The organism is Streptomyces sp. NPDC092370, assembly GCF_044755265.1.
In the GTDB taxonomy this organism is placed as follows: Bacteria; Actinomycetota; Actinomycetes; order Streptomycetales; family Streptomycetaceae; genus Streptomyces.
Map to the genome: position 1 here is coordinate 334,643 of NZ_JBIVQO010000005.1, position 15,543 is coordinate 350,185.

A 15,543-nucleotide genomic window follows, 5' to 3' on the forward strand; every position below is an offset into this window, starting at 1 on the left:
CCCACCGGCACGCGGCCACACCGGCCACCACACCGACCACAGGGGCCCGGCGGCCGAAGCCGCCGGGTCCTTCCGCGTCGGGGTACCTCAGGAGGGCGGGTTGCCCGTCGAGACGCTGAGCTCGATCTCGGGCATGTCCCGCGGGTCCACATCGGTGCCGGCGGACGGGAACTGGCCCATGATCGTGCCGTCGCCGTAGGTGTTCTCGTCCGTCATGTCGATGTTCTTCTTCCACCCGGCCGCCTGGAGACAGGCCTTGACCGAGTCGATGTTCTTGAACTTGAAGTCAGGCATCCGGACCTTGTCCGGGTCGTTGTACGACTCCCGAGGCTCCGTGCACTCCTCGGTGTCGATCGTCTTCGAGGTGTCCGGGCCGCGGTAGCCGGGCTTCTTCTCCGCGGAGGCCGAGGCGCTCGCCTTGCTGCCGGGCTTGTCGTCCTCGCCGCCGCCGTTCATGAGCAGCGCCGTGACGAGGCCGCCGACCGCGACGACGGACACGATGACCGAGCCGATGATCACGGGCTTGTTGTTCCGGCCGCCGCCGGAGGAGGCCGGCGCGCTCTGGGGCGTCAGGTTGTACGGCGGCGGCGTCGACGGGCCCGGCTGCGGGGAGTAGGCCGCCGGGGACGGCGTCTGGTAGCCGCCCTGCTGCGGATAGCCGTACGCCGGGGACGGCCCGGTCGGGGCGGGCGTGCCGTAGGGGTTCGGGGGCGGGGTCGGCTGGTAGGGCGTCTGGACCTGTCCCGAGGGGGCCGGGGTGGCCTGGTCGACCGGCGGGAACACGGCCGAGCCGACGCCCGCGCCGCTCGGGGCCGGCGTTCCCGGGACGATGCTCGGCGGCGCGGTCTGGACGGACGCCGCCACGCGCAGGCACTCGTCACGCATGGCCTCGGCGCTCGGGAAGCGCTCGTTGGGGTTCTTCTTCAGCGCGCGGGCGATCAGCGCGTCCACGGCCGGCGGCAGCGCGCGGTTGATCGAGGACGGAACCGGCGGCTCCTCCTGCACATGTGCGTACGCGATGGCCAGCGGCGAGTCCGCCTCGAACGGCAGCCGCCCGGTCACCAGCTGGAAGAGCATGATGCCGACCGAGTACAGGTCGGAGCGGGCGTCCACACCGCGGCCGAGGGCCTGCTCGGGCGAGAGGTACTGAGGGGTGCCGACGACCATGCCGGTCTGCGTCATCGACGTCACACCGGACTGCATGGCGCGGGCGATGCCGAAGTCCATGACCTTGACCACGGCGCGCTTGGTCATCATCACGTTGCCCGGCTTGATGTCGCGGTGGACCAGGCCCATCTCGTGGCTGATCTCCAGCGCGGCCAGCACGTCCGCGGTGATCTTCAGCGCCTTGTCGGCGGGCATCGCGCCCTGCTGCCGCACGTCCTCGTCGAGGACCGAGCCGAGCGGGCGGCCCTCGACGTACTCCATGACGATGTAGGGCGTCGTCATGCCGTCGAGAGTGTCCTCGCCGGTGTCGAAGACGGAGACGATGTTGGTGTGCGTGAGCTTGGCCACGGCCTGGGCCTCGCGGCGGAACCGCTCGCGGAAGGCCTGTTCCCGTCCGAGATCCGTGTGAAGTGTCTTGATGGCGACCTGCCGGTCGAGCACACTGTCGTAGGCGAGGTGCACCGAGGCCATGCCGCCCTGGCCGAGCAGGTCACGCAGCTGATAGCGGCCACTGGCGAGCGCCCGCCCCGTGTACTGGCCCTGCGCGCCGTCCTGGCTCATGTTCCGTTTCCCCCGTAGCCCTTCAGGCGCCACCGACTGCCGTTGATCCGCCGTTGATCCGTATGGGATCAACCGTCATTCCCGGCCAAGTCTGCCCCAGGGCACCGGCACGTCAAGCGCGATGCCCGTTCCGTGACCGTACGCGGAAGAAGCGACGCGGAAGCGTTACAGGGGGCCTACGGCCGGAACGCGGAATTTGCACGACGGTACGGAGTGAAGGTTTCATGGCCGGTCCGTCTCGTGCCGGTCCGGGCGCCCCTTCCCGGACCGGAGGCTTGCGCGGAGGCTGTAGCGTGGCCGACGGAGACCGTAACAACACCGCGCGCACCCGCGGGCAGAAACGACGGCGAGGACTGATGGCACAGCAGCAGCGCGCTCAGGGCCCGTCCGACCCCGAGGCGACTGGCAGCGGTATGTCGGACGCGCCGGAGTCCTGGGGGAACGGCGGGCTGGTCGGGGACGGCCGGTACCGGTTGACCCACAGACTCGGCCGGGGCGGCATGGCCGAGGTGTTCGCAGCCGAGGACGTCCGCCTCGGACGCACCGTCGCCGTCAAGCTGCTCCGCTCCGACCTCGCCGAGGACCCGGTGTCCAAGGCGCGCTTCACGCGCGAGGCCCAGTCGGTGGCCGGCCTCAACCACCACGCGATCGTCGCCGTGTACGACTCCGGCGAGGACTTCGTCGGCGGTCAGTCCGTGCCCTACATCGTGATGGAGCTGGTCGAGGGCCGCACCATCCGTGACCTGCTGCTGAACGCGGAGGCCCCCGGCCCCGAGCAGGCGCTGATCATCGTCTCGGGCGTCCTGGAGGCGCTCGCCTACTCCCACCAGCACGGCATCGTGCACCGCGACATCAAGCCCGCCAACGTCATCATCACGCACAACGGCGCCGTGAAGGTGATGGACTTCGGCATCGCCCGCGCCCTGCACGGCGCGTCCACGACGATGACGCAGACCGGCATGGTCATGGGCACCCCGCAGTACCTCTCCCCCGAGCAGGCCCTCGGCAAGGCCGTCGACCATCGCTCCGACCTGTACGCCACGGGCTGTTTGCTCTACGAACTCCTCGCGCTGCGCCCGCCGTTCACCGGTGAGACCCCGCTGTCGGTGGTCTACCAGCACGTCCAGGACATCCCGACACCGCCGTCCGAGGCCTCCGACGCCTGCCCGCCGGAGCTGGACGGCCTGGCCATGCGCGCTCTCGCCAAGGAGCCCGACGACCGATTCCAGACGGCCGAGGAGATGCGCGGGCTGGTCCAGTACGCGCTCCAGATGCTCTACGACCAGGGCGGCCACACCGGCACCTGGAACACCGGCCCGGTCGTCATGCACGAGGGCCGGCACACCCCGTCGGGCGGCTTCGCCGGCACGGCCGTGATGGGCCACCCCGGGGACGCCTCCGGCACCACGCAGATCCCCTCGCCGATCCTGCCCGGCGGCTACGGCGGCGGGGACGACGGCGGCTTCGAGGGCCACGGCAACAAGGGCAGCGGCCGCGGCAAGCTCTGGATCCTCGCCGTGCTCGCGGTGATCGCGATCGCGGCGGGTGTCGCCCTGGCCCTGCAGAACACCGGTGGCGGCAAGGACGACCCGAGCAAGAAGCAGTCGCCGACCACCTCGCAGACGCCCGAGAAGAAGACGCCCAGCGAGACGCCGAGCGACGACCCGACCGACGCGCCGACCGACACGTCCACGGACAACAGCACCGGCACGAGCTCCGGCGGCGGCAACTACACGCCGTCCTACACGCCGTCCTACACGCCGTCGCAGAGCGCTCCGCAGTCGCCCACCGGCCAGCCCTCGAACCCGCCGACCTCCTCGGAGCCGACCGGCGAGCCGACGGGCGAGCCGCCCACGGACGTGGAGACTCCGCCGGACGACACGGGCGGTGCCGACGGTGGCACCACGGAGGGCGTCGTCGGCGGCGCGGGCGGCGGCGAAGGCTGACCCGCTGCTCAGAGGCATGATCCACGTGCGCGTGGGGCCCGGGAACGGGACCCACGCGCACGTGCCGTTTGGACGCGCCGACAAGAGAACTCTTCCCGTGACCTGGGTCACCGGGTTAACGTGCGGTTGCTCCGGCCTCCTGCAAGGCTGTGACCAGGGACCCTTCACCACCTTCCCGATTTACTTGGATATCCAAGCAAAATCCCAGGTCAGAGGGGGTTTCACAGAAATGTGGAGCACTGGGTAACGTGCTTTCTGCAGGGCGCTCGCCGGGGCACCTGTCACGCCTGTCCCCGGCCGAGTGGCACCCACCCCGTGCCCCGGTGGTCGAGAACAGGTGAGCCGCTCCCCCAGGCTCAAAAGAGCAGGGGGGACCCCCAGGCCTACCGGCAACCCCGTGGCCCGGACCGACGGAGGAGCACACGTGACCGTGGAGAGCACTGCCGCGCGCACACCGCGACGCAGCGCCGGAAGCAAGGCCGGCACCACCGGCACCAAGCGCACCACCCGCACGACTGCCAAGAGGGACGCCGGCACCGAGCCCCAGCTCGTCCAGCTGCTGACGCCCGAGGGCAAGCGTGTCAAGAACGCCGAGTACGACAAGTACGTCGCCGGCATCACTCCGGAAGAGCTCCGCGGGCTCTACCGCGACATGGTGCTCACCCGCCGCTTCGACGCCGAGGCCACCTCCCTGCAGCGCCAGGGCGAGCTGGGCCTGTGGGCGTCGCTGCTCGGGCAGGAGGCCGCCCAGATCGGGTCCGGGCGGGCCACCCGCGACGACGACTACGTCTTCCCGACCTACCGCGAGCACGGCGTGGCCTGGTGCCGAGGCGTCGACCCGTCGAACCTGCTCGGGATGTTCCGCGGCGTGAACAACGGCGGCTGGGACCCCAACAGCAACAACTTCCAGCTCTACACCATCGTCATCGGCTCCCAGACGCTGCACGCCACCGGCTACGCGATGGGCATCGCCAAGGACGGTGCCGACAGCGCGGTGATCGCGTACTTCGGTGACGGAGCCTCCAGCCAGGGCGACGTGGCCGAGTCGTTCACCTTCTCCGCGGTCTACAACGCCCCGGTGGTGTTCTTCTGCCAGAACAACCAGTGGGCGATCTCCGAGCCCACCGAGAAGCAGTCCCGCGTGCCGATCTACCAGCGTGCCCAGGGCTTCGGCTTCCCGGGCGTCCGGGTGGACGGCAACGACGTGCTCGGTGTCCTCGCGGTCACCCGCTGGGCCCTGGAGCGGGCCCGCACCGGCGAGGGCCCGACCCTCGTCGAGGCCTTCACCTACCGCATGGGCGCCCACACCACCTCCGACGACCCGACCCGCTACCGGGGCGACGAGGAGCGCCAGGCCTGGGAGGCCAAGGACCCGATCCTGCGCCTTCGCCGGTACCTGGAGGCCTCGAACCACGCGGACGAGGAATTCTTCGAGGAACTGGAGACCGAGTCCGAGGCGTTGGGCAAGCGAGTGCGCGAAGCGGTCCGTGCCATGCCCGACCCGGACCACTTCGCGATCTTCGAGAACGCCTATGCGGACGGCCACGCGCTCGTCGACGAGGAGCGCGCCCAGTTCGCCGCGTACCAGGCGTCGTTCGCCGATGAGGGGGGCAACTGACATGGCCGACAAGATGGCACTGGCCAAGGCGATCAACGAGTCGCTGCGCCGCGCCCTGGAGTCCGACCCCAAGGTCCTGATCATGGGCGAGGACGTCGGCAAGCTCGGCGGCGTCTTCCGGGTGACGGACGGCCTGCAGAAGGACTTCGGCGAGAGCCGCGTCATCGACACCCCGCTCGCCGAGTCGGGCATCGTCGGCACGGCGATCGGCCTGGCCCTGCGCGGCTACCGCCCGGTGGTGGAGATCCAGTTCGACGGCTTCGTCTTCCCGGCGTACGACCAGATCGTCACGCAGCTCGCGAAGATGCACGCGCGTTCGCTGGGCAAGGTCAAGCTGCCGGTCGTCGTGCGCATCCCGTACGGCGGCGGCATCGGCGCGGTGGAGCACCACTCCGAGTCGCCCGAGGCGCTCTTCGCGCACGTGGCGGGCCTGAAGATCGTCAGCCCGTCGAACGCGTCGGACGCGTACTGGATGATGCAGCAGGCCATCCAGAGCGACGACCCGGTGATCTTCTTCGAGCCCAAGCGCCGCTACTGGGACAAGGGCGAGGTCAGCACGGAGGCGATCCCGGGCCCGCTGCACAAGGCCCAGGTGGTCCGCGAGGGCACCGACCTCACCCTGGCCGCCTACGGCCCCATGGTGAAGCTCTGCCAGGAGGTCGCGGACGCGGCCGCCGAGGAGGGCAAGAACCTGGAGGTCCTGGACCTGCGCTCGGTCTCCCCGCTCGACTTCGACTCGATCCAGGCGTCGGTGGAGAAGACACGCCGCCTGGTCGTCGTGCACGAGGCCCCGGTGTTCTTCGGATCGGGCGCGGAGATCGCCGCCCGGATCACGGAGCGGTGCTTCTACCACCTGGAGGCCCCGGTGCTCCGGGTCGGCGGCTACCACGCGCCGTACCCGCCGGCCCGCCTGGAGGAGGAGTACCTGCCGAACCTGGACCGGGTGCTGGACGCCGTCGACCGCTCGCTGGCGTACTGAGGAGAGGGTCGTGACGACGATGACGGAAGCGTCCGTGCGCGAGTTCAAGATGCCCGACGTGGGCGAGGGACTCACCGAGGCCGAGATCCTCAAGTGGTACGTCCAACCCGGTGACACGGTCACCGACGGCCAGGTGGTCTGCGAGGTGGAGACGGCGAAGGCGGCCGTCGAGCTCCCCATCCCGTACGACGGCGTGGTCCGGGAGCTGCACTTCCCCGAGGGCACCACGGTCGACGTGGGCACGTCGATCATCGCGGTGGACGTCGGCGGTGGCGGCGCCGCACCCGTGCCCGCCGCCGAGCAGCCGGCGGCGGCCGAGTCCGCCGAGGAGCCCAAGGCGGCGGGCTCGGGACGCCAGCCGGTCCTGGTGGGCTACGGGGTGGCGACCTCGTCCACCCGCCGCCGCCCCCGCAAGGGTCCGGAGGTCCCGGTCCAGCAGGCCTCGACGGCGATCCAGACGGAGCTGAACGGCCACGGGCCGGCGGCACCCGCCGCACCCGCCCCGGCGCCCCCCGCTCCGGCCGGCGCGGAACGCCCGCTGGCCAAGCCCCCCGTCCGCAAGTTGGCCAAGGACCTGGGCGTCGATCTGACGACGGTCGTCCCGACCGGCCCGGACGGCATCATCACCCGCGAGGACGTGCACGCGGCGGTCGCCGCCGCCGTCCCGGCGGTCCCCGAGCCGTCGGTCACCCCCGCCCCCGCCCCCGCCGCGACCGCGGCCCAGACTCCGGTGTCCTACGACACGGCCCGCGAGACCCGTATCCCGGTCAAGGGGGTCCGCAAGGCGACGGCGGCGGCGATGGTCGGCTCGGCGTTCACCGCGCCGCACGTCACCGAGTTCGTGACGGTCGACGTGACGCGCACGATGAAGCTGGTCGAGGAGCTGAAGGCGGACAAGGAGTTCGCGGGCCTGCGCGTGAACCCCCTGCTGCTGATCGCCAAGGCGCTGCTCGTCGCGATCCGGCGCAACCCGGACGTCAACGCGTCCTGGGACGAGGCCGCCCAGGAGATCGTGGTCAAGCACTACGTGAACCTGGGCATCGCGGCCGCGACCCCGCGCGGCCTGATCGTGCCGAACATCAAGGACGCCCACGCCAAGACGCTGCCGCAGCTGGCCGAGTCGCTGGGCGAGCTGGTGGCGACGGCCCGGGACGGCAAGACATCCCCGGCGGCCATGCAGGGCGGCACGGTGACGATCACCAACGTCGGCGTCTTCGGCGTCGACACGGGCACGCCGATCCTCAACCCGGGCGAGTCCGCGATCCTCGCGGTCGGTGCGATCAAGCCCCAGCCGTGGGTCCACAAGGGCAAGGTGAAGCCCCGTCAGGTCACCACTTTGGCCCTCTCCTTCGACCACCGCCTGGTCGACGGCGAGCTGGGTTCGAAGGTCCTGGCCGACGTGGCGGCGATCCTGGAGCAGCCGAAGCGCCTGATCACCTGGGCGTGAGCCGGGTCCGGCGGCCCCCACCTCTCGGGGTGGGGGCCGCCGGCGTTCGTCCGGGGGAATGAACGGGGGGTTCGCCGAGGGACACAGGAATCTCCTCGGACTCTCCCAAGTACCACACGGCAGGCGGTTTATCCGGACATACGATCAAGCTCACCACGAGATCGACCACTCGCCCGGCGTTCCGGGGGGAGGCCTGTTTCCGGGCCGCGACGGGCGCGGTCACTCCCTCGAAAGTGAGTGAACCCCCCCTGCGCGACGCGATGTGCTCAAGGCCCGGAGATTCGTGAACACCGTCTACGGCAGCCGTATCGGCACGACCGCGGAGGAGCACGGCGAGGCCGGCTGGACGACCCTGTACGCCCCCCGGTGAACGTGCCGGCGGGCGGCCGGCGCAAGGCGGCCCGGGTGCTGGAGCGTCGGCAGCGCACTGCGGCATGACGAAGGGGGCTCCGCCGCGGTGCGCGGCGAAGCCCCCTATCGTCGTCCTACTGGGTGAAGCCGTAGTTGAGCAGCTTCGTCGCGTCCGCCTTGCGGGCGTCCAGGCCGGTCGAGGCGAGGACCGTGCCGATGACCGTCTTGCCGCCGCGGGTGGCGGCGAAGACCAGGCAGTACTTCGCCTCCGGGCCGGAGCCGGTCTTCACACCGATCGCGCCGCTGTAGCTGCCGAGCAGCGGGTTGGTGTTCTCCCACGGCGCCATCGTCCGCGTGCCGCCGGTCTTGGTGATCGTCTTCGCCGTGTACTTCTTCGTCTTGACGACCGTGCGGAACGTGGAGTTCTTCATCGCGGCGCTGGCGAGCTTCGTCAGGTCGCGCGGCGTGGAGTAGTTGGCGCCGTGGCCGATGCCGTCGAACGAGTCGAAGTGGGTGTTCTTCAGACCCAGGTTCTGGGCGGTGGTGTTCATCTTGCCGATGAACGACTTCACGCGTGCCGAGCGCGTCGAGCCCGAGCCGAACTTGTCGGCGAGCGCGTAGGCCGCGTCACAACCGGACGGCAGCATCAGCCCGTACAGCAGCTGACGGACGGTGACCTTGTCGCCGACGATCAACTTGGCGTTGGACGCGTAGTTGTTGTCGACGATGTAGTCGCTGTAGGCCTTCTGGATCGTGACCTTGCTGTCCATGTTGAGGTTCGACTGCTTCAGCACCACCAGTGCCGTCATGATCTTGGTGGTGGAGCCGGTCGAGCGGCGCGTGTCGGCAGCCTTGGTGTAGAGCGACTTGCCGGTCGCGTTGTTCATCGCGTAGCCGCCCTTGGCGGCGATGGAGGGCGCCGAGGCGGCCTGCGCCGGCGCGACGGTGAGGGCACCGGTCGCGAGCATGGCGCCGGTGGTGACGGCGACGGCCGCGGCTCTGCGGAAACGAGTGCCCTGAATGCCGGTTATCAAGTGAAGTACCCCGATTGCGTCGAATGCCCCAATGGTGCGGCCGAGTTGAGGACGAGGGGAAAGGGGCCGCACATGTCTGACTCGTAACTAGCACACGATATTGCGCTGTTGCCGAGCGGGAGCCCCGCTTTGCCACAGATGTGTGACATTCCAGTCCGCATTTTGGACGTATTCCGCCATGCGTACCTGTTGTATCTATGCTGTCCGCATGCCCCTGGCCGTGAAGCAACCGCCCGCCGCAGACCGTGTCTACGCCCACGTCAAGCAGGGCGTCCTGGAGCGCCGCTACGAGGGCGGGACCCTCCTCACCGAGGGCGAACTCGCCGAGGCCGTCGGGGTCTCGCGCACACCGGTCCGGGAGGCGCTGCTCCGGCTGGAGGCCGAGGGGCTGCTCCGGCTCTATCCCAAGAAGGGCGCCCTCGTGCTGCCCGTCTCCGCGCAGGAGATCGCCGACGTCGTCGAGACCCGGCTGCTCGTCGAGGAGCACGCGGCGCGCAAGGCCGTGCCCGCGCCCCCGGGCCTCATCGAGCGCTTGGAGGAACTGCTGGCCCGGCAGAAGAAGCAGGCCGCCGTCGGAGACCTCGCGGGCGCCGCCGTCACCGACCGCTGCTTCCACGCCGAGATCGTCCGCAGCGGCGGCAACGAGATCCTCTCCCGCCTCTACGACCAGCTGCGCGACCGCCAGCTGCGCATGGGCGTCGCCGTCATGCACTCCCACCCCGACCGCATCGCCAAGACCCTCGCCGAACACGAGGAGATCCTCGACGCGCTGCGCTCCGGGGACGCCGAGGCGGCCGTCGGCCTCGTCCACCGGCACATCGGCTGGTTCTCGCACCTGGCCCGGGGGGAGGTCCGATGAGCTCCGCCACCACGCTCCCGGACGATCCGCCGGGGGGCCGCCGCGCCCTGGCCGTCTGGGGCATCGGCGTCTCGGTCTACTTCGTCGCCGTCATCTTCCGTACGTCCCTGGGCGTCGCCGGGCTCGACGCCGCCGACCGCTTCCATGTGAACGCCTCCGCCCTGTCCACCTTCTCCATCCTCCAGCTGCTGGTCTACGCGGGCATGCAGATACCCGTCGGCCTCCTGGTCGACCGGCTCGGCACCAAGAAGGTGCTCGCCCTCGGCGCGGTGCTGTTCACGGCCGGACAGCTCGGCTTCGCGTTCTCCCCCTCGTACGGCACGGCGCTCGCCTCCCGGGCCCTGCTCGGCTGCGGTGACGCGCTGACGTTCATCAGCGTGCTGCGCCTGGGCAGCCGCTGGTTCCCGGCCCGTCGCGGGCCGCTCGTCGCCCAGTTCGCGGGACTGGTCGGCATGGCCGGCAACCTGGTCTCCACGCTCGTCCTGGCCCGGCTGCTGCACGGCGTCGGCTGGACGGCGGCGTTCGCGGGCAGCGCCGCCGCCGGGGCGGTGGTGTTCGTCCTGGTGCTGCTGTTCCTCAAGGACCACCCCGAGGGCCACGAACCGGAACCGTTCCCGCACCAGGGCGCGGCCTACGTACGGCGGCAGATCGCCGCATCCTGGCGGGAGCCCGGCACCCGGCTCGGGCTCTGGGTGCACTTCACCACTCAGTTCCCGGCCATGGTGTTCCTGCTGCTGTGGGGCCTGCCGTTCCTCGTCGAGGCACAAGGGCTCTCCCGGGCGACGGCCGGCGAACTCCTCACGCTCGTCGTGGTCTCCAACATGGTCGTCGGCCTGGTCTACGGCCAGATCGTCGCCCGGCACCACGGTGCGCGGCTGCCGCTCGCCCTCGGGACGGTCGGCGCGACGGCGGCCCTGTGGGCGGCGACCCTCGCCCACTCCGGCCCGCACGCCCCGATGTGGCTGCTGATCGTGCTGTGCACGGTGCTCGGGGCATGCGGACCCGCGTCGATGATCGGCTTCGACTTCGCCCGCCCGGCCAATCCGCCGGAACGGCAGGGCACCGCCTCCGGCATCACCAACATGGGCGGCTTCGTGGCCTCCATGACCACGCTGTTCGCGATCGGCGTGCTCCTGGACGCCACCGGCGACGACTACTCCCTTGCCTTCTCGGTGGTGTTCGTGCTCCAGGCGGTCGGCGTCTGCCAGATCCTGCGGCTGCGCAGGCGCGCGGCCCGGCGGGAGCGAGAGCGGCTGGTGGCCAGCCGGGTGGAGACGGTGCACGTCCCGGCGTAGATCAGCGGTCCGCCACCGGCACGAGGGTGAGGTAGGCGAGGCCGAGGACGCCGCGGTAGGTGAGCCACCTGGCCCGGTGCCGGTCGACGCGCTCGCGGGTCTGTGCCGCCAGGGGATGACCGGGGTGCTCGGCGAGCCACACCTCGGTGTCCGCGAGGTACCCCGACTCGAACTCCTCCCACTCGTCGAGGCTCGCGGTCTCCGTCCACTCGGGCCTGAACCCCGCGTCGATCGCCAGGCCGATGAGCGTCGCGAGGTCGGGATGGTCGGTGACCGCGGCGTCCGGCCACATGCGGGACAGTTCGGCGGGGGCGGGGGTGCGCTGCCAGAAACCCTCGCCGAGCAGCACGCGACCGCCGTCGGCGACCAGGCGGCGCAGTTCCTGGAGCGCCGCCGGGAGCCGGTCGCCGAGGGCCTGACTCGATCCCACGCACAGGACGAGGTCGGCGGGGCCGTGCGCGGTGGCCGTGGCGGACTCCTCCACGAAACGGGTCCGGGATGCCAGTCCGCGGTTCTCGGCGGCCTCCCGCCCCCGCGCCAGGTCGTCGGCGTTCAGGTCGATGCCGGTACCGGTGGCCTCCGGGGCGGCGGCCAGGACGCGGAGCATGAGCTCGCCCGTGCCGCAGCCGATGTCCAGGACGGTGGTGGGGCGGTGACGGGTGAGGCGTTGTACGAGGGCGTCCGCCCGGGCTTCGGACAGCGGGCCGTGGAAGGTGAGGCGGGTGCGGTGGGGTGGGCTCATGCCGACGGACGCTACGGCCGGGGGCGGACCCGCGGCACGGGTTTTCCGGTGCGTGCCGCGGCGGCCCCGGCCGGTGGGCGCGCAGCCCGGCGGAACGGGGTGCCTCCGAGCCCTCGACTGCGGTGGGGCGGAGGGCGCCCCCGTGCGGGAAGGCCGGCGGCTCGGGAACGGCTGCCTACCGTGTCACGGTGAAGTTCCTCAGGATGGCCGCCGTCAGCTCGGGGTCGCCCTCCGTCTTCAGGCGGTCGGACACCGACTCCGGGCTCACGCGGCCGCAGGCCAGGCGGACGTACGTCTCCCAGTCGAGCGTGAGGGTCGCGGCCGGGCCGAGGGCCGGTGCCGTTTCCAGGGTGCCGCGGCCCTGGATGTCGACGCGGATCGTGCGCAGGAACTCGACGGGCCCGTGCACGTCGAAGACGATGGCCGAGCTGCGCGGCGCCTGCGCGTCCTCGGCCACCACGCGCGGGAGTTCGCCGAGCAGCACGTCACGGGCGACCAGCGCGCCGGGGGAGTCGAGGTTGCCGGGACGGCCGAGGGCCGTGCGCAGGTCCTGCTCGTGCACCCACACGTCGAACGCGTGCCGCCGCATCGACTCCTCGAGCGTGAGATCACTGCCGTGCGGCCCCCGCACCTTCGTGCCCGGGTCGCGCGACTCGTTCCGCAGCTGCCGGTTGCGGCGGATGATCACGTACTCCAGCTCGGAGGTCATCTCCGGCGCCGTGTGGTGACGGCGGACGTCGACCTGCATCTCCATGTAGCGCTGGTGCTCGTTGGTGACGTGGAAGAGGTCGCGCGGGAGGCTGTGGATGGGCCGCGGGTCGCCGAGCATCTCGCAGTCCAGACCGATGACATGGGAGACCACGTCCCGCACCGACCACCCCGGGCACGGCGTCCGCTGGTTCCATTCGGCCTCCACGAGCGGCTGGACCAGCTCTGATATCGCTTCGATGGAGTGGGTCCAGGCGTCGGCGTAGGGCTGGAGGGTGGGATGCAGACTCACGGAACGGGACCCCTCGGCGGTCGGTGCACGGGCAGGTGGTGGCGGCGTTGCCAGTGGGAGGTGGCGGCTGTCGGCGGGTGTCTTGCGAGCTAAGTTACGCTGCTGTGAGGCACCCCGGCACTGCTTTCGTGTGACGATCGTAGGCCCGTGTGGACGACTCGAATGCCAGGACGGTGGTAGTGTGCGCGCCTCTGTGATCCAGATCGCCGTAAACGAGGACGAATCGGTCGAAGCGCGTCGGCAGCGGGCGGTCACGATGGTCCGCGAGCAGGCCGGAGCCGATCTCGTCGTCCTGCCGGAGCTGTGGACCACGGGTGCCTTCGCCTACGAGGAGTTCGGGCGCGAGGCCGAGCCGCTCGAAGGGCCGACGTACGAGGCGATGGCGAAGGCCGCGAGCGACGCGGGCGTGTGGCTGCACGCGGGGTCGATCCCCGAGCGGGATCCCGAGGGCCCCCTGTACAACACCTCCCTCGTCTTCTCCCCCTCCGGCGATCTGGCCGCCGTCTACCGCAAGATCCACCGCTTCGGATTCGACAAGGGCGAAGCCGTGCTGATGGGCGCGGGCACGGAGCTGGTGACGGTGCGTCTGCCCGAGACGACCCTGGGCCTGTCCACCTGCTACGACCTGCGCTTCCCCGAACTCTTCCGCGGTCTCGTGGACGCCGGTGCCGAGACGCTCGTGGTGTCGGCGGGCTGGCCGGAGCTCCGCCGGTCCCACTGGACGCTGCTGGCCCAGGCACGGGCCGTGGAGAACCAGTCGTTCGTCATCGCCTGCGCAACGGCCGGGACGCACGCCGGAGTTCCGCAGGCCGGTCACTCGATCGTGGTCGACCCGTGGGGCGAGGTGCTGGCCCGGGCCGGCGCCGGCGAGGAGGTCCTCACGGTGGAGTTCGACCCGGGGAGGGTCGCGACGACCCGGGAGCAGTTCCCGGCCCTGAAGGACCGGATGCTGGGCCTCAAGCCTCCCCGCCGCCCCTGAGGACGGACCCGGTCCCGAGGACGGGCCTTCCGGCGGCTCAGTCCTCCCGCTCCTTCTCCGCCAGGTGGATCACACACACGGCGACCGCGATCAGCAGCGCGGGATCCGCGTCCTCGCGGACGACGTCCACGCCGTAGGTGTCCCGCACGGTCAGCCACCGCCGGGAGATCACCGCCAGCAGCTCCCCGTCGTACTCGACGGCGAACTCCCGGTCGAGGATCTTCCCGCTGACGTCGAGTTCGTTGCCGTCGGCCAGGGACACCCGGTAGTGGTTGCGCAGCAGGGACAGCCGCTTCCGGCGGATCGTCGCCAGCGGCTCCCCGCTCCGCTGGAGCACCATCGTGTCCCGCAGGGCGAGCATCTTCTGGTGGATGTCGACGAGGACGTGGCCCTGGGCGTCCTTCAGCTCCCAGGTGTCCCGCAGCCGCAGCGCCTTGCCGTCGACGAGGAACACCTTGCTGCCGTGGTCGTCCTCGATCCAGTAGTCGTCACCGAAGCCGAGGAGCCGGTCGTACACGAGGAATCTCATGAGACCAGGGCTTCCCCGCCACCGGTTCCAAAACGCCGCCTGTAGGCCGACGGGCTGAGCCCGGTCGCCCGCCGCAGCCGCGCCCGCAGGTTGGTCGCCGTACCGAGCCCGCTCCTGGCCGCCACCACGTCCAGCCGCTCCTCGCCCCGCTCGATCAGCCGGCAGGCGAGGGCCACCCGCTCCCCGGTGAGCCACGCCAGCGGCGTCGTGCCGAGCTGCGCGCGGAAGCGGCGGTGCAGCGTGGCGGGGCTGACACACGCGCGTGCGGCCAGCTCGGCCACGGTCAGCGGCTCGCCCAGCCGCTCCTGCGCCCACGCCAGCAGCGGCCCCAGGGACTCGTCCAGTACCTCCGGCACCGGCCGCTCCACGAACTGCCGCTGCCCGCCGTCCCGGTGCGCGGCGAACACCAGCCGCCGGGAGACGTGGTTGGCGATCTCCGCACCGTGATCACGCCGCACGACGTGCAGTCCCAGGTCCAGCGCCGAGGCACTGCCGGACGCGGTCAGGATGTCGCCATCGTCCACGAACAGCACGTCCGGCTCCAGCCGGACCTCCGGGAACCGCGCCCGGAACGACTCCGCCCACATCCAGTGACAGGCCGCCCGCCGCCCGTCCAGCAGCCCGGCTTCCGCCAGCGTGAACGCGCCCGAGCAGAATCCGACGAGCCGCGCACCACGCGCGTGTGCCCGGCGTACGACGTCCAGGACGCGCGGCGCACGGGGTGCGCCGGTGTCGGGCCGGTTCGGCACGATCAGGGTGTCCGCGTCCTCGGCGGCCTCCAGCCCGGCGACGCCGGTCAGCGTGAAGAAGCCGTCCCGCATCCGGGTGTGCGGCGCGGCGGCACACAGCCGGAAGTCGTACAGCTCCCGTCCCAGCTCCGGTCTGCGCAGCCCGAACACCTCGATGGCGCAGCTCATCTCGAAGGGGTTGGAGTTCTCGTCGACCAGCAGCACGACCTGGTGGAGACGCTGGAGACGCTGCGAGGATTCTTGCGGCATGTGCGATTCCTAGCACTCGCGCCACGCCTACGGCACCC

General features: G+C 71.0%; 13 protein-coding genes. 7 read left to right on the forward strand and 6 right to left on the reverse strand.

Annotated features, from left to right (window positions below):
• Window positions 1-87 precede the first annotated feature (87 nt).
• Window positions 88-1,728: a protein kinase gene (locus tag ACIQHQ_RS18455; protein WP_402612950.1), complete on the reverse strand. Its 1,641-nt coding sequence runs from the start codon at window positions 1,726-1,728 to the stop codon at window positions 88-90.
• 356 nt (window positions 1,729-2,084) lie between these two features.
• Here ACIQHQ_RS18455 and ACIQHQ_RS18460 point away from each other — a divergent pair, with 356 nt between their 5' ends.
• The 4 genes from ACIQHQ_RS18460 (at window position 2,085) to ACIQHQ_RS18475 (ending at window position 7,718) form a co-directional block, all read left to right on the forward strand.
• A complete protein-coding gene (locus tag ACIQHQ_RS18460) occupies window positions 2,085-3,674 on the forward strand; it encodes a protein kinase (RefSeq protein ID WP_402612951.1) in 1,590 nt (529 codons plus the stop codon).
• A gap of 424 nt (window positions 3,675-4,098) precedes the next feature.
• Window positions 4,099-5,292 (forward strand): pyruvate dehydrogenase (acetyl-transferring) E1 component subunit alpha, encoded by a 1,194-nt coding sequence (gene pdhA, locus ACIQHQ_RS18465; protein WP_402612952.1) that lies wholly within the window; start codon window positions 4,099-4,101, stop codon window positions 5,290-5,292.
• A 1-nt stretch (window position 5,293) separates the two neighbouring features.
• The gene (locus tag ACIQHQ_RS18470) at window positions 5,294-6,271 is read left to right on the forward strand and encodes an alpha-ketoacid dehydrogenase subunit beta (RefSeq protein WP_402612953.1); all 978 of its coding nucleotides are present in this window, start codon (window positions 5,294-5,296) and stop codon (window positions 6,269-6,271) included.
• Window positions 6,272-6,281: 10 nt separating this feature from the next.
• A complete protein-coding gene (locus tag ACIQHQ_RS18475; protein WP_402612954.1) occupies window positions 6,282-7,718 on the forward strand; it encodes a dihydrolipoamide acetyltransferase family protein in 1,437 nt (478 codons plus the stop codon).
• Window positions 7,719-8,203: 485 nt separating this feature from the next.
• On the opposite strand, the gene ACIQHQ_RS18480 is transcribed toward ACIQHQ_RS18475, so the two are convergent.
• The gene (locus tag ACIQHQ_RS18480; RefSeq protein WP_402612955.1) at window positions 8,204-9,103 is read right to left on the reverse strand and encodes a D-alanyl-D-alanine carboxypeptidase family protein; all 900 of its coding nucleotides are present in this window, start codon (window positions 9,101-9,103) and stop codon (window positions 8,204-8,206) included.
• Between the two features lie 208 nt (window positions 9,104-9,311).
• Between ACIQHQ_RS18480 and ACIQHQ_RS18485 the strand changes: the two genes are divergently transcribed.
• Entirely contained in the window at window positions 9,312-9,962 is a 651-nt protein-coding gene (locus ACIQHQ_RS18485; protein ID WP_402612956.1) for a GntR family transcriptional regulator, read from the forward strand.
• Window positions 9,959-11,257 (forward strand): nitrate/nitrite transporter, encoded by a 1,299-nt coding sequence (locus ACIQHQ_RS18490; RefSeq protein WP_402612957.1) that lies wholly within the window; start codon window positions 9,959-9,961, stop codon window positions 11,255-11,257. Before ACIQHQ_RS18485 ends, ACIQHQ_RS18490 begins: the two co-directional genes overlap by 4 nt.
• A gap of 1 nt (window position 11,258) precedes the next feature.
• Here the strand turns inward: ACIQHQ_RS18490 and ACIQHQ_RS18495 are convergent, their stop codons facing one another.
• Both ACIQHQ_RS18495 and ACIQHQ_RS18500 read right to left on the reverse strand, forming a co-directional pair.
• Window positions 11,259-11,999 carry an SAM-dependent methyltransferase gene (locus ACIQHQ_RS18495; RefSeq protein WP_402612958.1) on the reverse strand — a complete coding sequence of 247 codons (741 nt, stop codon included), beginning with the start codon at window positions 11,997-11,999 and terminating at the stop codon, window positions 11,259-11,261.
• A gap of 175 nt (window positions 12,000-12,174) precedes the next feature.
• The gene (locus ACIQHQ_RS18500) at window positions 12,175-12,999 is read right to left on the reverse strand and encodes a maleylpyruvate isomerase family mycothiol-dependent enzyme (RefSeq protein WP_402612959.1); all 825 of its coding nucleotides are present in this window, start codon (window positions 12,997-12,999) and stop codon (window positions 12,175-12,177) included.
• Between the two features lie 181 nt (window positions 13,000-13,180).
• Here ACIQHQ_RS18500 and ACIQHQ_RS18505 point away from each other — a divergent pair, with 181 nt between their 5' ends.
• Window positions 13,181-13,978, forward strand: a complete 798-nt coding sequence (locus tag ACIQHQ_RS18505) for a carbon-nitrogen family hydrolase (RefSeq protein ID WP_402612960.1) — start codon at window positions 13,181-13,183, stop codon at window positions 13,976-13,978.
• A gap of 37 nt (window positions 13,979-14,015) precedes the next feature.
• Here ACIQHQ_RS18505 and ACIQHQ_RS18510 read toward each other — a convergent pair whose 3' ends face one another.
• Window positions 14,016-14,507, reverse strand: a complete 492-nt coding sequence (locus ACIQHQ_RS18510; RefSeq protein ID WP_402612961.1) for an LURP-one-related/scramblase family protein — start codon at window positions 14,505-14,507, stop codon at window positions 14,016-14,018.
• Complete coding sequence (locus ACIQHQ_RS18515) at window positions 14,504-15,505, reverse strand: GlxA family transcriptional regulator (protein WP_402612962.1); 1,002 nt, start codon at window positions 15,503-15,505, stop codon at window positions 14,504-14,506. Before ACIQHQ_RS18515 ends, ACIQHQ_RS18510 begins: the two co-directional genes overlap by 4 nt.
• Window positions 15,506-15,543 lie beyond the last annotated feature (38 nt).